This is a genomic window from Gallicola sp. Sow4_E12, assembly GCF_052116305.1.
In the GTDB taxonomy this organism is placed as follows: Bacteria; Bacillota; Clostridia; order Tissierellales; family Peptoniphilaceae; genus JBQKLI01.
In genome coordinates this window covers 98757-117144 of record NZ_JBQKLI010000001.1, presented here as the reverse complement: position 1 = coordinate 117144, position 18388 = coordinate 98757, and the positions used below count along the sequence as shown (strand labels likewise).

21 protein-coding genes are annotated in these 18388 nt (G+C 33.7%); all 21 read right to left on the bottom strand.

The genetic code is table 11. The features are described 5' to 3' along the window. The 21 genes from dnaG to ftsY all read right to left on the bottom strand — a co-directional run bounded on the left by dnaG (window position 1) and on the right by ftsY (window position 18381). Window positions 1-1776, bottom strand: coding sequence for a DNA primase (gene dnaG, locus ACTQ46_RS00560; RefSeq protein WP_441746603.1), 1776 nt, complete (start codon window positions 1774-1776; stop codon window positions 1-3). A 14-nt stretch (window positions 1777-1790) separates the two neighbouring features. After that, a complete protein-coding gene (locus tag ACTQ46_RS00555; protein ID WP_441746601.1) occupies window positions 1791-2795 on the bottom strand; it encodes a deoxyguanosinetriphosphate triphosphohydrolase in 1005 nt (334 codons plus the stop codon). Between the two features lie 111 nt (window positions 2796-2906). Continuing rightward, window positions 2907-4943, bottom strand: a complete 2037-nt coding sequence (locus tag ACTQ46_RS00550) for a bifunctional 4-hydroxy-3-methylbut-2-enyl diphosphate reductase/30S ribosomal protein S1 (RefSeq protein ID WP_441746599.1) — start codon at window positions 4941-4943, stop codon at window positions 2907-2909. Next, window positions 4940-5527 (bottom strand): lysophospholipid acyltransferase family protein, encoded by a 588-nt coding sequence (locus tag ACTQ46_RS00545; RefSeq protein ID WP_441746597.1) that lies wholly within the window; start codon window positions 5525-5527, stop codon window positions 4940-4942. The genes ACTQ46_RS00550 and ACTQ46_RS00545 overlap by 4 nt, the downstream gene beginning before the upstream one ends. After that, the gene (gene cmk, locus ACTQ46_RS00540; protein WP_441746595.1) at window positions 5520-6413 is read right to left on the bottom strand and encodes a (d)CMP kinase; all 894 of its coding nucleotides are present in this window, start codon (window positions 6411-6413) and stop codon (window positions 5520-5522) included. The genes ACTQ46_RS00545 and cmk overlap by 8 nt, the downstream gene beginning before the upstream one ends. Further along, the gene (locus ACTQ46_RS00535) at window positions 6403-7623 is read right to left on the bottom strand and encodes an NAD(P)/FAD-dependent oxidoreductase (protein WP_441746593.1); all 1221 of its coding nucleotides are present in this window, start codon (window positions 7621-7623) and stop codon (window positions 6403-6405) included. Before ACTQ46_RS00535 ends, cmk begins: the two co-directional genes overlap by 11 nt. Beyond that, the gene (locus ACTQ46_RS00530) at window positions 7623-8138 is read right to left on the bottom strand and encodes a tRNA (mnm(5)s(2)U34)-methyltransferase (protein WP_441746773.1); all 516 of its coding nucleotides are present in this window, start codon (window positions 8136-8138) and stop codon (window positions 7623-7625) included. Before ACTQ46_RS00530 ends, ACTQ46_RS00535 begins: the two co-directional genes overlap by 1 nt. Before the next feature lie 28 nt (window positions 8139-8166). Further along, window positions 8167-8523 carry a hypothetical protein gene (locus tag ACTQ46_RS00525; protein ID WP_441746591.1) on the bottom strand — a complete coding sequence of 119 codons (357 nt, stop codon included), beginning with the start codon at window positions 8521-8523 and terminating at the stop codon, window positions 8167-8169. Beyond that, window positions 8524-9225, bottom strand: a complete 702-nt coding sequence (locus ACTQ46_RS00520; protein WP_441746589.1) for a pseudouridine synthase — start codon at window positions 9223-9225, stop codon at window positions 8524-8526. It lies immediately after the preceding gene. Then, a complete protein-coding gene (scpB, locus tag ACTQ46_RS00515; RefSeq protein WP_441746587.1) occupies window positions 9212-9763 on the bottom strand; it encodes an SMC-Scp complex subunit ScpB in 552 nt (183 codons plus the stop codon). Before scpB ends, ACTQ46_RS00520 begins: the two co-directional genes overlap by 14 nt. Continuing rightward, entirely contained in the window at window positions 9764-10468 is a 705-nt protein-coding gene (locus ACTQ46_RS00510) for a segregation and condensation protein A (RefSeq protein WP_441746585.1), read from the bottom strand. It lies immediately after the preceding gene. Between the two features lie 59 nt (window positions 10469-10527). Then, window positions 10528-11061, bottom strand: a complete 534-nt coding sequence (locus ACTQ46_RS00505) for an NUDIX hydrolase (protein ID WP_441746583.1) — start codon at window positions 11059-11061, stop codon at window positions 10528-10530. Continuing rightward, a complete protein-coding gene (recN, locus tag ACTQ46_RS00500) occupies window positions 11058-12755 on the bottom strand; it encodes a DNA repair protein RecN (protein ID WP_441746581.1) in 1698 nt (565 codons plus the stop codon). The genes ACTQ46_RS00505 and recN overlap by 4 nt, the downstream gene beginning before the upstream one ends. Before the next feature lie 4 nt (window positions 12756-12759). Continuing rightward, window positions 12760-13212: an arginine repressor gene (locus ACTQ46_RS00495; RefSeq protein WP_441746579.1), complete on the bottom strand. Its 453-nt coding sequence runs from the start codon at window positions 13210-13212 to the stop codon at window positions 12760-12762. Beyond that, on the bottom strand, window positions 13209-13976 hold the full coding sequence (locus ACTQ46_RS00490) for a TlyA family RNA methyltransferase (RefSeq protein ID WP_441746577.1): 768 nt from the start codon (window positions 13974-13976) through the stop codon (window positions 13209-13211). Before ACTQ46_RS00490 ends, ACTQ46_RS00495 begins: the two co-directional genes overlap by 4 nt. A 1-nt stretch (window position 13977) precedes the next feature. Next, window positions 13978-14796, bottom strand: coding sequence for a polyprenyl synthetase family protein (locus tag ACTQ46_RS00485; RefSeq protein WP_441746575.1), 819 nt, complete (start codon window positions 14794-14796; stop codon window positions 13978-13980). Then, a complete protein-coding gene (gene xseB, locus ACTQ46_RS00480) occupies window positions 14786-15028 on the bottom strand; it encodes an exodeoxyribonuclease VII small subunit (RefSeq protein WP_441746574.1) in 243 nt (80 codons plus the stop codon). Before xseB ends, ACTQ46_RS00485 begins: the two co-directional genes overlap by 11 nt. Then, window positions 15021-16358 carry an exodeoxyribonuclease VII large subunit gene (gene xseA, locus ACTQ46_RS00475; RefSeq protein WP_441746572.1) on the bottom strand — a complete coding sequence of 446 codons (1338 nt, stop codon included), beginning with the start codon at window positions 16356-16358 and terminating at the stop codon, window positions 15021-15023. The genes xseB and xseA overlap by 8 nt, the downstream gene beginning before the upstream one ends. Beyond that, window positions 16351-16764, bottom strand: coding sequence for a transcription antitermination factor NusB (gene nusB, locus ACTQ46_RS00470; protein ID WP_441746570.1), 414 nt, complete (start codon window positions 16762-16764; stop codon window positions 16351-16353). Before nusB ends, xseA begins: the two co-directional genes overlap by 8 nt. 49 nt (window positions 16765-16813) lie before the next feature. Next, on the bottom strand, window positions 16814-17152 hold the full coding sequence (locus tag ACTQ46_RS00465) for an Asp23/Gls24 family envelope stress response protein (protein ID WP_441746568.1): 339 nt from the start codon (window positions 17150-17152) through the stop codon (window positions 16814-16816). Between the two features lie 50 nt (window positions 17153-17202). Further along, window positions 17203-18381: a signal recognition particle-docking protein FtsY gene (gene ftsY, locus ACTQ46_RS00460; protein ID WP_441746566.1), complete on the bottom strand. Its 1179-nt coding sequence runs from the start codon at window positions 18379-18381 to the stop codon at window positions 17203-17205. Window positions 18382-18388 lie beyond the last annotated feature (7 nt).

Below are 18388 nucleotides of genomic sequence, written 5' to 3'. Positions count from 1 at the left end.
TCATTGTCCCCTGATTTGCTTATCTAATATGAACAATTCTTTTAATTTCTCTTTGTACTTTTCTTTTAACTCTGCAGACATTTTTGAATAATCTTGTTCTTTTAATAATCCAATTTCTTCTAACAATTTATTTCTATTATTGAATTGCTGTACTCTTTCAAGCTGAGCTGTTAAATTCTGATACATCTCTTCCACCTCTTCTTCAGTGTAATGCTTTTCAATAAGAAATCCCTCTAGTATTCTGTTCTTCTGAATATAATCTTGTCCTATAGCTTCCTGTTCTGGAAACTCTTTATAATAGCCGTCTATTGCTTTATAGATTGCATCAAATTCTAAACTGCTTGATTGATAGATCCACTCATAGGGAAGCAGCGATTCAATGAATTTTCTATTAAAAATCATAAAAACAATGGCAGCTTTTGTAATTTTATCCAATGGATTTCGTTTGTTCGGATTTTGATGCACTATTTTTGGCGCTGGTTTCTTTTTGCTTTCAAAATTTTTCATTCTAAAATTAACTTCAGCAGTAAGAGCATCTTTATCAATATCCAAATCTCTAACAATTAAATCAATATACTCATTTCGCTTCAGAGAACTCTTTTCATCGGATAAAAGCACAACAACATCTTCGTTTAATTTTATTCTATCATCGATCAATCCTAGATCGTAACGACTTTTTATTATATCATATCTAAATAATAAAGGTAGATAAGCGTTTGATATAAGATTATCGAAGGCTTCAGGTCCATTTTTGTTTATATAATCATCAGGATCCATTTTATCGGGTATTCGAACTACTTTTGGTTCAATTTTAATGCTATCGAATATATCGATCGCTTTATCTGCAGCTTTAATACCAGCATCATCTCCATCATATACAATATATATATCTTTTGTATATCTGGATATCAATCTTCCCTGTTCTTGCGTAATCGCTGTTCCTAATGATGCAATGGCAGTATCGATTCCCCTATTATATAAACTGATAACATCCATATAGCCTTCGACTAACATTGCACTGCCTTTTTTAGAAATATTATGGAAATTATTGGTTCCGTACACATTTTTTCGTTTATGATAGATTTGAGACTCTTTCGAATTGATATATTTTGCTCTATCATCGCCTAATGTTCTTCCTCCAAAGGCAAGAACATTTTTCCTGATATCTATAATTGGAAAGATAAGCCTATTTCTAAAGGTATCATAATATGTTCCCTTTTTGGATTTTTGTATTAATCCTAATTCCAGCAAATCTTCAGCTTTATATCCCTTTTGACTCATATAATTATACAATGAATCCCAGCTGTTATCTGCATAGCCTAAGAAAAAGTGATTGATGCATTTCTTATCGATAGATCTCTTTTTTAAATATTCTTTTGGAATTTGATTTGTCAGCAGATTTTGATAGAAAAATAATCTTGCATCATTGTTGATCTCCATAAGGAGTTTTCTTCTCTTGTATTTATCAGGGTCCATATCCTTGTTTTCTATATATATTCCCAGCTTATCTGCCAAAAAACGAATCGTTTCCGGATAGGATAGTCCTTCTTTCTTCATAAGAAAGCTGATAACATCCCCGCCTTCGCCGCATCCGAAACAATGAAATATTTCTTTTGAAGGAGAAACCGTAAATGATGGGGTTTTTTCATTATGAAAAGGACATAATCCTAAATAGTTGCTGCCTGCTTTCTTTAAATCTATATATTCTGAAATTATTGAAACTATATCCGCCTGTTCTTTTATATGCTCTATAGTTTCCTCTGGTATTCTAGACAATTAAACTTCACCTCTTAAAATTTCCAACGCTTGGGAATAAATATATTCTCATAGATTAATAAAATATAATTATCTGTCATACCAGAAAGATAATCGACAATAATTTGTTCTCTTGAATCGTAACAATTATTATAAAGATTCAAGTGAGATTTCGGGATATCATCAATATTCTTTAGATAATGCCTATATAGATGACTTAAAACATGATAGACATGATCTTTTTCTTTCGTAACGAAATCATTATAATATACATGATCAAACAAGAACTTCCTCATCGTCATCATACCATCATACATAGAATCACTCATAGCTATAGAGCTGGAACTGCTATTTTCAATTAAGTCATCTATCATTTTCTCAAGGCGTTCTTTTCTGTTTTTGCCGATGATCTCTGTAATTTCCTTTGGTATTTCTTCTTCTCCGATAATGCCGGCTCGGATAGCATCTTCTAAATCATGATTTACGTAACTTATGCGGTCGGCAAATTTTATAATTCTTCCTTCTAAAGTTTTTGCTTGGCGTTCTCCAGTATGATTGGAGATGCCGTCGATCACGTCGCTGGTTAAATTCAAGCCGTTATACTTTGAATCAATCCGCTCAATAAACTCAACTACTCTTACGGATTGTTCATAATGTGTAAAACCATTTGGTGAAAGACTGTTTAAAACCTGCTCCCCCATATGGCCAAATGGAGTATGGCCTAAATCATGACCTAAAGAAATCGCTTCTACTAAATCCTCATTCAATCTTAAAGCTCTCCCCATTATACGTGCGATCGTGGAAACTTCTAAAGTATGACTTGACCTCGTTCGGTAGTGGTCTTTTTCGGGAGAAATATATACTTGAGTTTTGCTTTTCAAACGCCTGAATGCTTTGGAAAATATGATTCTTTTTCTGTCGATCTGGTATGGATTTTCATAATCATCAAACTTTTCATGATACTTTCGGATAGAATTTTTAGATTTAGCTGCATTTTCATCTAAGATTAAATCCTCTATCTCCCAAAACTTTCTAATCATTAATGCCCTCCCGAAGTTTTAACATCGCTCTTAAAAGGTATATACCCTAATTGCTATAACTGTTAACGAAAAAAAAGAGCAGATATCCTCTGCTCTTTTCGAAAATTATAATTAATCTTCGCTATCTAATAGATCACTTTCGCTTAATTTAGCATCTAATAGATCACCTAAAGAATTGTTAAAGTCTGATTCTTCATATACTGGCTCAGAATAGCTGACTTTTTTCTTTGGAGCTTTTTTAGGTTCTGCTTTTTTCTCAGGTTTTTGCGGTTCTGGCTGAGTTCCTTTGATGCTTAAAGCGATTCTCTTATTCTCAGGATTAATTTCTAAAATCTTCACATCTAATTCCTGTCCAACTTCTAATTCGTCAGATGGTTTTTCAACATGATCATAGCTGATTTGAGAAACGTGAACTAATCCTTCTACACCTTCTTGTAAACGTACAAAAGCACCGAAGTCTAAAAGATTCACTACTTCGCCTTTCACAACATCGCCTTCTTTGTTGTTTTCAACAAATTCATCAAATGGTTTTTTAGTAAGTTGTTTTAATCCTAGTGAAATTCTATTTCTCTCTTTGTTAGCACGAAGAACAATTACTTCCACTTCGTCTCCTACATTTAAAACATCGCTAGGATGCTTAATGCGTTTCCAAGAGATATCAGAAATATGGATTAAACCATCAACCCCGCCTAAATCAACAAATGCACCAAAATCGGTCAATCTTTGAACAGTTCCTTTGATTGTTTCGTCCACATTGATATTTTCCCATGCTTCGTCGATTTTTACTTGCTGCTCTTGTTCTTGGATCTTTCTGCTTGAAAGAACTAAGCGTTTCTTTCTATCATCAACATTTATAATTTTGCACTCTAAAGTTTGTCCAACATATTGAGAAAGATCTTTTACATAATGTGTTGTGACTTGAGAACCAGGAATAAATGCGTTGATTCCTTTAACTGTAGCTAAAAGACCACCTTTAACTTCTCTAACGACTTGGGCCTCAACAGTTTCATTCGCATTATATGCATCTACTAAATTTTCCCAATTTTTCAAACCTTCAACTCTTCTAGTTGATAACACAACATTTCCCTCGCCGTCGTCCATTTTAATAACGTAAACTTCTATTTCTTGTTCCGGCTTGAAAAGATCTTGCGGCTTAACACTTTCATCAGATGAAATTTCATCGTGTTTGATTAAACCATCGCTTCTGTACCCTATATCAACTGCTACCTCATTGTCTCTAACATAAAGCACGCGGCCCTTTACAATATCTTTCGGGTAAATCTTTGTTATACTATCCTCTACTTGTTCCATAAAATCCTTGCTGTAATTATCCATTACGTTTACAACCTCCTCAATAATCCAATCTGGTGTGGAAGCACCAGCTGTTATACCTATTGTATTAAATTTTAATACTTCTTGTAAAGATAAATCATCTACTGTTTCGATCCGAAAAGTGTTTTTACAATGTTTCTTCGTGATTTCATACAGTTTATTTGTATTTGAACTATTTAAACCACCAATGGTAATCATTGCTTCAACATCTTTCGAAAGTTCTTCTGTTGCTTGCTGACGATTTCTTGTGGCATTACAAATAGTATTATCTATCAATACATAAGCATTACTTCTATCTATTATATCAGATAATTCCAAAAATTTCTCCATTCTATTCGTAGTTTGTGAAATAATATAAAGTTTTTCTTGGTTTTTTATTTTTTCTGCTTCATCTTTCGTATTTACAATGATAGGTTTTTGTTCTAACTGACCTGCGATTCCGATGATTTCTGGATGTTCTGGATCACCAATAATCACAATTTGATACTCTTCTTCTTTTTCTTTAATTTTTTCATATATCTTTAGCAGCACATGACAAGTTGCATCAATCACATTAAAACCTCTATTTTCCATATCCTCCACAACACTTTTTGCTGCACCATGGCTTCTTATAACGATATTGCCTGTTTCTTGCTCTTTATAATCTTCTAATACCTGAAGACCTTTTTTCTCAAGAGCTTCTGTCTGCTGTTTATTATGCACGATAGGACCTAAAGAATAGGTATCGCCCTTAAAGCTTACTGCTTCTTCCGCTATTTTTACAGCTCTTTTTACTCCGCCACAAAAACCGGCATGATCTGCTATTTTTATTATCATTCTAACTCCTTACTATTGTATATAGATGCAAATAAATTATTTGTTATTATTTTTCCCTTCTCTTTTTTCGGAATATCATTAAATTGTTCCATTTTTATAATAGGGCGAAAATGTACTCTTACTTTTTTGAATAATTTATAATTTGTTTCTATTAAAACCGGTTGAATATCTGCACCGCTTTTAGCCGCAATCAGACTTACTCCTTCTTTCATATTGGCGATATCTACTGTTTTTACTCTTGTACCCTCAGGAAATATCCCTAACACTCGCTCTGATTTCAATAACCCCATGGCATGTTTTACACTTTTTAGATCTACATTTCCCCGGTCTACAGGAAAAGCACCTGCTTTTTCAATCAACCAGCCGAAAACAGGGTTTTTAAATAATTCTTTTTTAGCCATAAAATGTATCGGCTTTTTATAAGCTATAGCGAGGATGATTGGGTCCAAATCGCTGGTATGATTCGAACAGATCATAATAGCTCCTGTTCCTTGATCATTGTCTCCAATGATTTCAATACGATATACGATATGGAAAACTATATATAATATGTTTCTAACAATCCAGTAAAATATTTTATTCATAGTGATCTGCTGCCCTCATACTCTTTAAAATTTCATCCGCTACTTCTGATATGCTTAATGAAGTACTGTCGATTTCAACCGCTCCAGGAGCTTTTCTTAAAGGAGATATTTCACGATTCTTATCATGTTCGTCTCTTTTGATAATATCTTTTAATATTTCTTCATAGCTGATATCTTCTTTTGTTTCCTCAAATCTTCTGCGTGCGCGGATCTCAACATCAGCGTTAAGATAGAACTTATACTTTGCTTTTGGCAAAACAACAGTGCCAATATCTCGACCATCTAAAATTGAAGAATTTTCTTTTGAAATCCGTCTTTGAATCTCTACAAGTTTCGAACGAACACATTCATAGCCTGAAACTAAAGAGACATTCTTAGTGACAATTTGATCTCTTAGATGGTCTTGCACATCTTTGCCATCTAGATAAATTCTCTGATTTTTGATAAGCATTGAAAGATCTGCTATATAGCTGCACACAGAATCTTCATGGTGGAGATCGATTTTGTCTTTAATCAACATATAAGTAATAGCTCTATACATCGCTCCTGTGTCTAAATAATCGATAGATAATATAGATGCAAGAGCTTTTGCAATCGTACTCTTCCCTGATCCTGAGGGTCCATCGATAGCAATATTATATTTTTCATTTTCAATAAATGTAATAATGATCTGCTCCAGCTGCTCCTTTAAAATGTCTGAATGAAAATAAACCGCAACACAGTCATCTTCTATCAAACTCAATAGTTTCTTATTAAAATGTTTATGAGAAGGTATGGATATAATGATCGTATTCACAGAACCTTCTCTTTCAAGTATCTCTTTATTTATTTGATTAATGATCTCAGAATCATTAGTTTCAATATCTAAATATAGTTTATTTTCCATTATCCGCTCCACTGCTTATTCCTGCCAGATACCCTGTTGAAAAAGCCAACTGTAAATTAAATCCGCCTGTCATTGCATCGATATCAACGATTTCACCAGCGAAATAAAGGCCTTTGATTATTTTGCTTTCCATAGTACTTGGGTCAATTTCACTTGTGTCAATGCCGCCATTCGTAATAATCGCTTCTTTGAAGCTTCTTAACTCTATAAATGTTAAGGGTACTCCTTTGATATTTTGTATTATTTTTTCTCGTTCCTGTTTCGTAATTTGATGGATTTTTTTCTCAAGATCTATACTGCACAAAGAAAGAATAGGCAAAATCAGTCTTTTTGGCAGAAGATCCGACAAACCATTTTGAATCTCTTTGTTTAAATAAAGACTGAAATCGCGCAATATCCGTTTTTCTAGCTGCTCTTTCGATAATGCAGGTTTTAAGTCGATAAAAAAAAGATCACCTTCTTTAAAATCTTTGCCATGAGTCGACATTTTCAAGGCAGTAGGCCCTGTTATTCCATCCTCATTGAATAATAAATCTCCAAAATATGAAATATTTTTTCCTCTAGATTTATATGAAAGAGTTATATTTCTCAAACTAAGTCCTTTTAATTGAGCTACCCATTTTTCTGCAGTTCGGATTGGAACGAGACTTGGTACAGGTGTTATGATATTGTGTCCCATTTTTTCTGCTATCTTCAATCCGAATCCCGTCGAGCCTGTAGAAGGATAGGATAATCCTCCAGTAGCAATGATACATCTGTCAAATAATTCTTTTGTGCCGTCAAATGTAATTTCAAACAGCTCATCTTTTCTTCTGATATCCTTTACTTGTGTATTCAATCTAACAGACACATGCTTTTCTCTTACGAACTTTTCAATCGTTTTAATAACATCGCTCGATTTGTCACTAGCGGGAAACACCCTATTCCCTCTTTCTATTTTAATCGGCAGTCCCTTTGATTCTAAAAATTCCATCATATCTTTATTTGTAAAAGTATATAATGCGCTGTAGCAAAAATATGGATTTCGGTTTATCTGTTCTATAAACTCTGAAGTATCAATATTATTCGTAATATTGCATCGTCCTTTTCCTGTTATATAAACTTTTTTTCCGAATTTTTCATTTTGTTCAAAAAGAACGATCTCGTCGGATCCTGCAGCAGCTGCTGCCATCATACCTGCGGCACCTGCTCCTATTATAGCTGTTCTCATTAATACCTCTTTTCTAAAGCTATGCTAAAGGGCGGATAGTTAATTTGATTTATGTAATCCATTTTCAGCACATGAAATTTTCTTTGATCTAATCCTTTCACGAAATCCAGTATCATAATCGACTCTTCATATCCTGCCGGATGTCCAGGATAAAAGGTAATCCAGACCATACCGCCTTGGAGCAATAAATCTAAGCCCTTTTTCAAACTTTCTACAACATCTATACCATTTGTTGTTATCTCCTTATTTCCTTTGGGTAAATATCCCAAATTATAAACTAACAAATCAACTTTTTCTTGAATATAACGTTTTATTTCTTTGTGATTATCCTGAAAAAGCATAAAATTGGAATAGTTCGATTTCTCTAAACGGTTTTGTGTTATTTCTATTGCTCTTTTTTGAATATCAAATCCATATAAAAATTTAATATTATGAGAAAGTAAAAACTCGCTGTCATTTCCATTCCCCACTGTCATATCAACTGCTATCATCCTGTTATCAAGCCAGGATTTCATAAATGACCTGAATAAAGAAGTGGTATTGTTAAGCTCTAGAGTCATTACAGTTTCCTTTAAACAGCTCATCAAGTATAATCCTTTCAGCCATTCCCGGGTATATATTATTTTCATTTAATATATACTGATATCCTAAATTAAACGCTTTTAATCCAGTGGCTTTTAAATAAAATAGTCTCAAATTTTCACTTCTTTTGTCGCATTGAAAATCAGAAAGTTTTATTTCATTTTTTACTACTTGAAGTTGAGAATAACCAACGATATTCTCTTCATCAAAGAATACATAAGTGAAAATAGGACATTCCATGTCCAAGTCAAGATTAATCGGATAGTTTTCTCTAAGATATCCAATATCATCATAATTCAATTCTTTTAAAGCTATCATTTAAATACCTCTCAAGTATTCTAATTCTTCAGTTGAAAGTTCTTCATATTGACCTTCTTTCAAATTGCCAAGAAGAACCTCACCGATTTTAATCCTTTTTAAAAATACTACCGGATGATTGATCGAGTCAAAAAGTTTTCTTATTTGACGATTTCTTCCTTCCCATAAAATCACCTCAAATGACGTTTCTGACTGTTCATCTTTAATCCGTTTAATCACACATTCTTTTGTTTTATATCTATCCATGAGAATACCTTGTTCTAGTTTTTTTATCTGTGCATCAGAAGGTGCGCCTTTAACTCGAACTCTATAGGTTTTGGACATATGATGTTTAGGATGAGTTAACCGATAGGTCAGATCACCGTCATTTGTCAGTAATAAAAGACCGCATGAATCTTTGTCCAGTCTTCCCACCGGGAAAATTCTGCGTTTTTCCTTTATCAAATCTAGGATAACTCTTTCTGCAAATGGATCTTTAACTGTGGTAGTATAGCCCGCAGGTTTATTTATTTTGTAATAGATAAAGTCTTCTCGGACCTGAACTTCTTTCCCATTTAAAAAAACACGATCATTTTCTTGAATATCTCTAGATAGATCCGTAACAACTTTTCCGTTTATAGAAACTTTGCCCTCAACAATAAATTTTTCTACTCCTCGGCGAGAACCTATTCCAGCTTTTGCCAAGTATTTATTGATCCTCATTTTCATTCTCCATCATTTTTATATACATTTCAATATCGCTATAGCCTGGCAGATGATCGATTGAATCTAATTCAAAGTCTCTAAGAAACTGATCTGTTGTTCGAAATAATATAGGTCTCCCAATAGAATCTTTTCTTCCAGCTTCTTCAATATAACCTTTTTTTACTAGCGTATCGATAGACCCGGTAGATGTAACACCTCTAATATCGTCTATTTCCACCCTTGTGACAGGCTGTTTATAGGCAATGATTGTTAAAACTTCCATAGATGAATTCGACAAGTTTCTCTTTCGATCACCCTGAATAAATTGGCTGATTACATCATAATACTGTTTCCGAGTGGCAAACTGATATGCATTTTCAAGTTTGAGAATTTCGATACCGCTTTCTCTCAAATTGTATTCTTCTATCATTTCCCCAAGGATTTGATTCGCTTCCTTAATGCTCAAATCGACTGATTTGGCAATCAGCTTGTCTTCAATAGGATCTCCCCACATAAAAAGCAGTGCCTCAATAGCTCCCTTTTTTTCTTCATTCATCTATTCCACTCTCAATTCCAATTTTATCTCTTTATCTTCATTTTGAAATACTTTTAAATAATTCATCCTTATCAACTCCAGTATTGCGAGAAATGTAGAAATCATCTCATTTATATTTCCTGGATTTTTAATGATCGACTTAAAATTTAGACGTTTTTCTTTCCCCAACAAGTCACGAACAATTCCCATCTGCTCGTCCACAGAATATTCATCTTTACTGAGGATATCGAATTTTTCCAATGGATCTCTTTTCTTTTCTTTTGTTTGTATTAATTCCATCAAAGTACTAAAAAGCAGTTCTTTTTCAGTGTTTATAATAATTTCATCTTTTTGGTACAAAGAGAAATCCTCTGGATATTTATAATATCGTCTCAATCCAAGCTCTATTCTCTCTTTTAATTCTAGAGAAAGTACTTGGTACTTCTTATACTCTATTAATCTTTCGAGCAGATCCATCTCATCTTCATCTTCAACTATGTCCACAGGTATAAGAGATCTTGATTTTATTTCCAAAAGGGTACTAGCTATATATAAAAAATCTGCAGCTTCTTCAGAACTATACCGCTCTAGATCTTTAATTTCATTTAAATAATCTTCTGTAATATCTTTCAGCCGAATATCAAAAATATCGATTTTTTTCTTATCGATTAAGCCTAACAAAAGATCGAACGGACCTTCATATTGTGAAGTAGAAATTTGTATCATCTATATTCCCTCTTTAATTTAAAAGATCTTTCCATTCAATGAAAGATCTTTAAAGTATATTATTTATTTAAAATTCTTGCAGCATACAAGATACCGATAATCGTTTTAGAATCGATAATCTCTCCGCTGTCTATCATATCCAAAGCTTCTTCCAGTGTATACTCCTCAACTTCTAAAAACTCATCTTCATCAGGAGCAGCTTCCTTTTTATATAAATCTTTTGCTAGAAAATAACTGGTTTTCTCGTTAGTGAAGCCCGGTGATGACAAACTATCGAACAAGTACTCTAAGCTGTCGCTTGCATAACCGATTTCTTCTTGCATCTCACGAAGAGCTGTTTCCCGCGGCTCTTCATTCGCTTCTACAAGACCTGCAGGCAATTCTAATAATACTCTATCTACCGCAATTCTATGTTGACGGACAAATATGATTTTATCTTCTTTGACAGGTATTAAAGCAACTGCTTTGCCATGTTCTACAATTTCTCTTTTAGAGTATTTTCGATTTGGCAATTCTACAGTATCTACTCTTAAATTTAAAATACGACCTTCATAAATAATATCAGATTTTACTGTTTTCTCTTCATAAATCATACTTTTCTCTCCTTCTTCATAGAAATTGCCTGTTCCAGCATTTCTTCAGCTTGCATTCTCGTAATATTTGTAATATCTACACCGCCGATTAGTCGAGCAATTTCTTCAGTTCTCTCTTCTTCTTCAATAATATATAAATTAGATATCGTCTTCTCTTCAATATCTTTCTTTTCAATCAAAATATGGCGATCTGCCAATGAAGCTATCTGAGGCAAATGGGAAATGGAAATGACTTGGAATTTATTTGCCAGATCTACCAATTTTTCCCCTACAATCTGAGCAGTACGCCCGCTGATTCCTGCATCAATTTCATCAAATATTAATGTCTCTGTCGGATCTGCTTCTGCAAATACTTCTTTAAACCCCAGCATAATCCTAGAAACTTCTCCACCAGAAGCTATTTTAGATAATGAATTAAAATCTTGCCCTTTATTCGTTTTCAAAAGAAAATCTACTTTATCTAGACCATTATAATGCAATTCGTCTTGTTTCTCAATTTGAATAGAAAATTCAGCATTTAACATATTCAGATCTTTTAGATTATTTGTCACTTTCCGTTCGATAATCTTAGCGATTTCTTGTCGGATAATACTTAAGTCCTTACCTAAAGTATATGCTTTCTGAGTTATTTGATCGAGCTTTTTCTGCAGTATCTTTCTATTTTCATCAACATTTAAGAGGACAGTCTTCCTCTTTTCCAATTCTTCTTTGAACTCAAGGATTTTCTCGATATCTGCTCCATACTTTCTTTTTAACTTCGTTAATACAGAAAAAATGGATTCTAGTTCAAACTGTCTTTCTTCATTGTAGTATAGATTATCATGAAAACGGCTGATATTATTCGATATCTCTTCTAATACGATATGGACCTCTTCCAGCTCATCACTGCTTTCTTTTAAAACTGAATCAAAATCTGATATTGTACTTAAATTCTGAGATAGAGTATTTAACTGATCTAAAATATTCCCCATAGGATCAAAACCAGACAGCTTTTCGTGTATGTGAGCAAGATTTTCTTTAACAGTTTCCATTCTAGACAATCTGTCATATTCTGTGTCGATTGCTGTCTCATCGATTTCCTCTAAGTTCAATTCATCTATCTCCTCCAGCTGATAATTGATTATATCCAGCTCTCTGTCGATTTCCGATTTATCAACACTAATATTGTTCAGCTCCTCTTCGTAATGATGAATTTCTGCTAGAAGAGATTTGATTTGTTCTAATAAGGGCTGAGTTCTTTCCCTTTGATAATCGTCAAGAAGATTATAGTAATTATCTTTTTTTAGGAGCATTTGATTTTGATTTTGCCCATGAATATCAATAATATGATTCATGATTTTCTTGATGATCGTGGCTGTAACTATTCTGCCGTTCAATCTATTTTCGCTGTTCCCGTTTCTCCCCCATTTTCGGCTTATAATAATAAGGTCTTCTTCTGGGGGATATCCGTTATCCAACAAAAATTGTTTCGTTTCTGATGAATCAATATAAAAACTGCCTTCAACCATTGCACTATCTGCAAAAGCACCTATTGCTTTTTTATCGAGGCGATTTCCAATTAGAATTTCTAAAGCATTAATAAGGATTGATTTTCCAGCACCAGTTTCCCCGGTGATCACATTAAATCCGCTGTCAAATTCAATATTTACTTGTTCAATAATAACGAAATTCCTGATATATAGATTTTTTAGCATTTTATCACCTGATGATTGATTTGATATCTGCAACTAATTCGTCTAAACCGTCTTTATCTTCAACTGCAATATAAATAGTATCATTTCCTGTTAAAATACCGCTGATGTTTTTAAGTTTAGCATTTGTAATAGCCATTCCACAAACTGTCGCTGTATGGGATATCGTCTTGACAATAACCATATCCTCATTTCTTTTAATCGATAAAACAGCTGAACGAAATATTTTATCCAACCTTTCATTTAAAGAATCATGTACCGTCTCAATAATAGCATAATGATAATCGCCTTCCGGTGTCTGTACTTTCGTAATTCTTAATTCTTTAATATCTCGGGAGATCGTCGCTTGTGTTGCTTTCACTCCATTTTTCTCTAAATACTCAGACAATTCTTCTTGTGTATGGATTTGATATTCATCGATCAAATCAAGTATCAACCGTTGTCTTGTATACTTCTTCATTTCTTCTCCCTATTTCTTTCAAAAGCCTCATCTATAATAGGCTGTATTTCTATCCTTTTCTCCGAATTTCCCTTCTCGATATGAAGAAGATATTCAATACATCCGTCTTTTCCGCGTATTGGGGAAGGAATAATCTCTGAGATATGATATTCGGAGTTTTTAAACCAATCTAGTTTATTTTCTATTAATGTATAATGACTTTTTTTATCCTGATTATTTTTGCCTTCATACTGCGGCTTAAGAAGAGCAACAATATCTCCTTGTGCAATGATTTTGAGGGCATTTGGCAATATATGATCTAAGGATATAAAGGATACATCGATAGATATAAATTCAATATTTTCATATTCATCCGTATCTATATATCTAAAATTAGTATTTTCAAGATTGATTACCTTTGGATTGCATTTTAAGTTTTCATCCAGCTGATCCCTGCCTACATCTAGTGCGTAGACTTTCTCAGCCCCTGACTCCAGTAAAACCTGAGTAAAGCCTCCGGTGGAAGCACCGATATCCATACAGATTTTATTATGGACATCCAGACCAAATTTGACGAACGCTTCTTTTAATTTTAGAGCTCCTCTTCCCACGTATTTCAAATTGCCTTGAACAGATAATCCTTCCTCGCTAATTTTTTTAGATCCTTTTTCCACTTTCTCTCCCTTATAGAAAACCATGCCTTCATCAATCATTGTCTGAGCCTTGTTTCTTGAAACAGCATATCCCAATTCTTTTAATAACAGATCAGCTCTTTTTAAAGACATCTTAAACCTCGCGCTGAAGCATTTTGAGATAGATTTCTTCTATCACTGCTGTGTCGTAATCTATCTTTTCTAGATTAGATTTCATTTCTCTTTCCAATTCATCTAATCGTTTTAACAGTCCATTTTTTGTTTCAAAACTTAGATAAGTTGTCTTGTTCGCTTCTTTATCTTGTTCAATATCCAAAAGATCATCCGTTAGCTGGAAAAGAAGTCCTAAATTTTCTCCATAGCGTTCCGCGAATTCAAGATATTCTAATTTCCCTGAAAGATATGTACCGCCGATACATGCTGCTTTTATTAAAGCGGATGTTTTCATATTGTACATCTCAAGAATATCTTTTTCATCTTCTGCACTGTTTAAAATGTCGATCACTTGTCCGCCGATCATTCCCTTCATACCGGAAGCGCTGCTGATATAATGGCAGGCTTTGATTCTGTTTTTTGGATTTTCAAAATTCACTAAATCATTAAATAAAATTTCGAAAGCACGGTTTAATAAATTATCTCCTGCCAGTATGGCAATATCTTCGCCATACTTAGCATGTACCGTTAATTCTCCTCTTCTGAATTGATCATTATCCATGGAAGGCAGATCGTCATGAATTAAAGAATAATTATGAATCATTTCCAGAGCCACAGCATAAGGCATAGCCTCTATTAGATTTCCCTGAAACAGTTCTTGAAAAGCGAGTAATAATACCGGTCTTAATCTTTTTCCTTCTTTTAATGCATAATAAGATGCTTCTTCAACAATATTATCAGACCATTTCAACCCTTTGATCTCATCGTCTATCATAATCTTTAGCTGATTATAATTCATTTTCACTTTCTCCGATGATACTGATCTGTTCAAATTCGATCTCTTCTTCTTGCTGAATCATTAGTATCTTGCCTTCTTGTGATTTTAATATTTGTTTTAATTTCTTATGAAGTTTGATACCTTCTTCATACAATTTAATATTTTCTTCTAATGTGAGATCATCTGATTCAAGTTTTTCAATTATTTCATCTAATCTGCTGATCCCTAAATCATATTCCTTAAAGCTATCCATTAAATGTCTCCTTCTTTTCTATTTGAGAGTATAGTATTCCGTCTGCCATCAATATTTTAATTCTATCATTGGCATTCACTTCCAGCGAAGATTGGACTAGTTCATTTTTCTTGTACACTCTAGCATAACCCTTATTTAAAATATTTTTCGGATTAATCAGTGTCATTTTTTCCAACTTATTATCTAAACTCAGCCCTTCCCATTTCAAGCAGTTTAATAGAAGGTCATTTAGTCTATCTTTTCTTTCTTCTATCTTTTCATTCTCTAACTCTATTCTATCTAACGGGAAGTTTCGTGTTAACAGTTCTTTTTTATACTCCAAATTTTGTTTTTGAAATTTCAGCAGTTGATGAAGAGATTTTTCAAGATCTGCTTTTTTCTCTGCCAGCTCTCTTTCACAATCCTTCACTCTCATTAAAGGATTGTAGAATTCGATTTCTTTAGCATAATAATCTAAGTTTCTGAATTCACCTTTAAACAAAGTTTTAATTCTTTGATTCATTCGATTGGAAGCCGCTTCAAATTTTGACAAAATATCTTTAATGTTTGGCGAAGCTATTTCCGCAGCTGCTGTTGGCGTAGCCGCTCGGACATCAGCTACATAATCGCTTAGCATATTGTCAATTTCATGGCCTACGGCAGATATCGTTGGTGTTTTCATCTGATATACAATTCGAAGCAGATTTTTGTTGTTGAAAGCATTTAGATCCTCGAAAGATCCGCCGCCTCTGCCAAAAATGATCAGATCGATATCTTCCCTTCGATCTAAAAACTCAAGACCTCTGATAATATCAGCTGCAGCATTTTCTCCTTGCACAATGGCCGGATACAGGACAATATTGCAGATAGGATATCTTCTCTTCAAGGTTGTTATAATATCTCGAACCGCTGCACCTGTTGAAGAAGTCACTACTCCAATAGATTGCGGAAATTTCGGAAGTGGTTTTTTATGTTCTTCTCGAAATAAGCCTTCTTCAAAAAGTTTGTTTTTTAAAATTTCATATTGTTTATAGATATCCCCCTCGCCGCTGAGCTCAATCTTTTTTACAAGGACTTGATAATAGCTGCCGCCTGCATAAGTGATAATACTGCCTTTGATAATAATATTTAATCCATCATATATGGAACATTCTTTTGAAAGATCCATATTTCTAAAAATAATACAGCGTATCATAGCTTCTTTATCTTTTAATGAAAAATAAACATGTCCATTCGATTTTTTAAAATTCGAAACTTCCCCTTCTAAATAAACATTTGAAAGAATCGGATCTCGCTTCATGACATTTGAAATATATTTGCTAAGCTCGGATACTGTTAAGGGTTTAGCCATCTAAACCCTCCTTATCTCTGACAACAGATCCTAGCACTCCATTGATAAATTTATACGCATCCTTAGCGGCATACAGTTTAGCTATTTCTACCGCTTCATTAATCGCAACGCTGTCTGGCACATTGTCAATATATAATATTTCTATCATAGCTATCCTAATAATAGATATGTCTATTTTGGCAATTCTTTCAAGTTTCCATTTTGATAGATGAGACCGGATAATATTATTTAGATATTCTTGATGATCGTAATAATAGTAGTAGATCGATCTTATATAATCTTTTTCATCCTTTGGCAAGGAATGTTGATTTAAAAAATCTCGAAAATATTCCTTCGTATAATCTTGATTCATATCCATACTATAGAATAATTTCATAGCCCAGGTTCTGGCATTTTTTCGACTCATATTTCTGTCCTCCAAAAATTCACCCTCTTATTAAGTAAGAGGGCAAACATTAACAGTTTAGACCTTCAATCTGTACATTCACACATGTTGCGTCTAGTCCTGTCATTAATTTTAATTTGTCGATAACATTTTCTTGTACAATTTTTGCAATACGATTTACTTTTCCTTCGCATTCCGCAATAATATCTATATCAATCAAGATATTCTGACCGTCCGTTTCAAGTGCTACCCCTTTTATCTGATTCGAATGAACACGAGTCATATCGACTCCTTCCATTCCAACTAGTGAATACACTCCTTCTACTTCACTTGCAGCGATCGCGCTTATCAAAGTTAGTATATCATTGGATATACGCACGGAACCATTATTAAATTCTTCTCGTTTCATCAATTAATACCTCCATATTAACAATATTTTATCAAATAATAGAAACTCTATCAATTTACAATCGCTTCAACAAATGCTTCTGAATCGAATTCTACTAAATTATCAATCTGTTCTCCGATCCCTATTAGTTTTACAGGAATCTCCATTTGCGCCTGCAGCGGAAATATAACACCGCCTTTAGCCGTACCATCCATCTTGGTAATAACAATTCCCGTTAATTCACACGCTTCTTTAAATTCTTTTGCTTGGAATATTGCATTTTGGCCAGTTGTACCATCTAATACAAGCAGAACTTCTTTCTTTGCCGAAGGAAACTCTTTTTCTATAACTCTGTGAATTTTATTTAATTCATTCATTAAATTTTTCTTATTGTGAAGACGTCCTGCTGTATCGCAAATGATAATATCGCTGTTTTTATTTTTTGCAGCAGCAATCCCGTCAAATATTACCGATGCAGGATCGGCTCCTTCTTTATGAGAAATAATATCTACTTCAGCTCTACTCGCCCATTCTGTAAGCTGTTCAATGGCTGCAGCTCTAAAGGTATCTGCTGCAACAAGAAGCACATTCTTTCCTTTTTCTTTATATTGATAGGCCATTTTGCCGATAGTTGTCGTTTTTCCTACACCATTTACGCCAACTACAAGAATTATCATCGGACTGTTTTCGATGTGTATTTTACTATCAAGATTATTTTTTGTTAATTCATTTTTCATGATGGAGATCAATTCTTTCTTAACAGTTTCAGGGTCTTTTATGTTTTTTCTCTTGATACGGTCTCTGAGCTGATCGATGATTTCCATCGTTGATTCCATCCCTAAATCTGCAGAGATCAAAGTGTCCTCAAGTTCCTCCATCATATCTTCATCGACGCTTCTTGTTGAAGCCAGAATATCGTCGATTTTTTCCGCAATATTCGATCTAGTTTTTGTAAGACCGTTTTTTAAACGATCAAGGAAGCTTAGACTTTTTTCTTCATGGTCTTCTTCCACTATTTCACCTTCAGAATGTTCTTCTTCCTCTTGAATCTCTTCTAGAGTTTCATTAGCAGCAGCCTCTTGATTTTCTAAACCTGCCTCTGGAATAGTTTCTTCCTTTTTATTTTGTTCTTCGAGGGTTTCTGAATCTTTTTTTAATTCTTCTTTTTCTTCTTGATCTTCTATTGTTTCAATTATCTCATCTGTGTCGATATTTTCTTTCTTTTTCTTAAATCGATCCCAAAAAGCCATAATTCCT

What these genes read in the sequence shown, in the direction of transcription:
- ACTQ46_RS00555 (WP_441746601.1), bottom strand. Translation starts at nt 2,795, where the DNA reads ATGATTAGAAAGTTTTGGGAGATAGAGGATTTAATCTTAGATGAAAAT.
- ACTQ46_RS00550 (WP_441746599.1), bottom strand. Translation starts at nt 4,943, where the DNA reads ATGATAATAAAAATAGCAGATCATGCCGGTTTTTGTGGCGGAGTAAAA.
- ACTQ46_RS00545 (WP_441746597.1), bottom strand. Translation starts at nt 5,527, where the DNA reads ATGAATAAAATATTTTACTGGATTGTTAGAAACATATTATATATAGTT.
- cmk (WP_441746595.1), bottom strand. Translation starts at nt 6,413, where the DNA reads ATGGAAAATAAACTATATTTAGATATTGAAACTAATGATTCTGAGATC.
- ACTQ46_RS00535 (WP_441746593.1), bottom strand. Translation starts at nt 7,623, where the DNA reads ATGAGAACAGCTATAATAGGAGCAGGTGCCGCAGGTATGATGGCAGCA.
- ACTQ46_RS00530 (WP_441746773.1), bottom strand. Translation starts at nt 8,138, where the DNA reads ATGAAATCCTGGCTTGATAACAGGATGATAGCAGTTGATATGACAGTG.
- ACTQ46_RS00525 (WP_441746591.1), bottom strand. Translation starts at nt 8,523, where the DNA reads ATGATAGCTTTAAAAGAATTGAATTATGATGATATTGGATATCTTAGA.
- ACTQ46_RS00520 (WP_441746589.1), bottom strand. Translation starts at nt 9,225, where the DNA reads ATGAGGATCAATAAATACTTGGCAAAAGCTGGAATAGGTTCTCGCCGA.
- scpB (WP_441746587.1), bottom strand. Translation starts at nt 9,763, where the DNA reads ATGAATGAAGAAAAAAAGGGAGCTATTGAGGCACTGCTTTTTATGTGG.
- ACTQ46_RS00510 (WP_441746585.1), bottom strand. Translation starts at nt 10,468, where the DNA reads ATGATACAAATTTCTACTTCACAATATGAAGGTCCGTTCGATCTTTTG.
- ACTQ46_RS00505 (WP_441746583.1), bottom strand. Translation starts at nt 11,061, where the DNA reads ATGATTTATGAAGAGAAAACAGTAAAATCTGATATTATTTATGAAGGT.
- recN (WP_441746581.1), bottom strand. Translation starts at nt 12,755, where the DNA reads ATGCTAAAAAATCTATATATCAGGAATTTCGTTATTATTGAACAAGTA.
- ACTQ46_RS00495 (WP_441746579.1), bottom strand. Translation starts at nt 13,212, where the DNA reads ATGAAGAAGTATACAAGACAACGGTTGATACTTGATTTGATCGATGAA.
- ACTQ46_RS00490 (WP_441746577.1), bottom strand. Translation starts at nt 13,976, where the DNA reads ATGTCTTTAAAAAGAGCTGATCTGTTATTAAAAGAATTGGGATATGCT.
- ACTQ46_RS00485 (WP_441746575.1), bottom strand. Translation starts at nt 14,796, where the DNA reads ATGAATTATAATCAGCTAAAGATTATGATAGACGATGAGATCAAAGGG.
- xseB (WP_441746574.1), bottom strand. Translation starts at nt 15,028, where the DNA reads ATGGATAGCTTTAAGGAATATGATTTAGGGATCAGCAGATTAGATGAA.
- xseA (WP_441746572.1), bottom strand. Translation starts at nt 16,358, where the DNA reads ATGGCTAAACCCTTAACAGTATCCGAGCTTAGCAAATATATTTCAAAT.
- nusB (WP_441746570.1), bottom strand. Translation starts at nt 16,764, where the DNA reads ATGAGTCGAAAAAATGCCAGAACCTGGGCTATGAAATTATTCTATAGT.
- ACTQ46_RS00465 (WP_441746568.1), bottom strand. Translation starts at nt 17,152, where the DNA reads ATGAAACGAGAAGAATTTAATAATGGTTCCGTGCGTATATCCAATGAT.
- ftsY (WP_441746566.1), bottom strand. Translation starts at nt 18,381, where the DNA reads ATGGCTTTTTGGGATCGATTTAAGAAAAAGAAAGAAAATATCGACACA.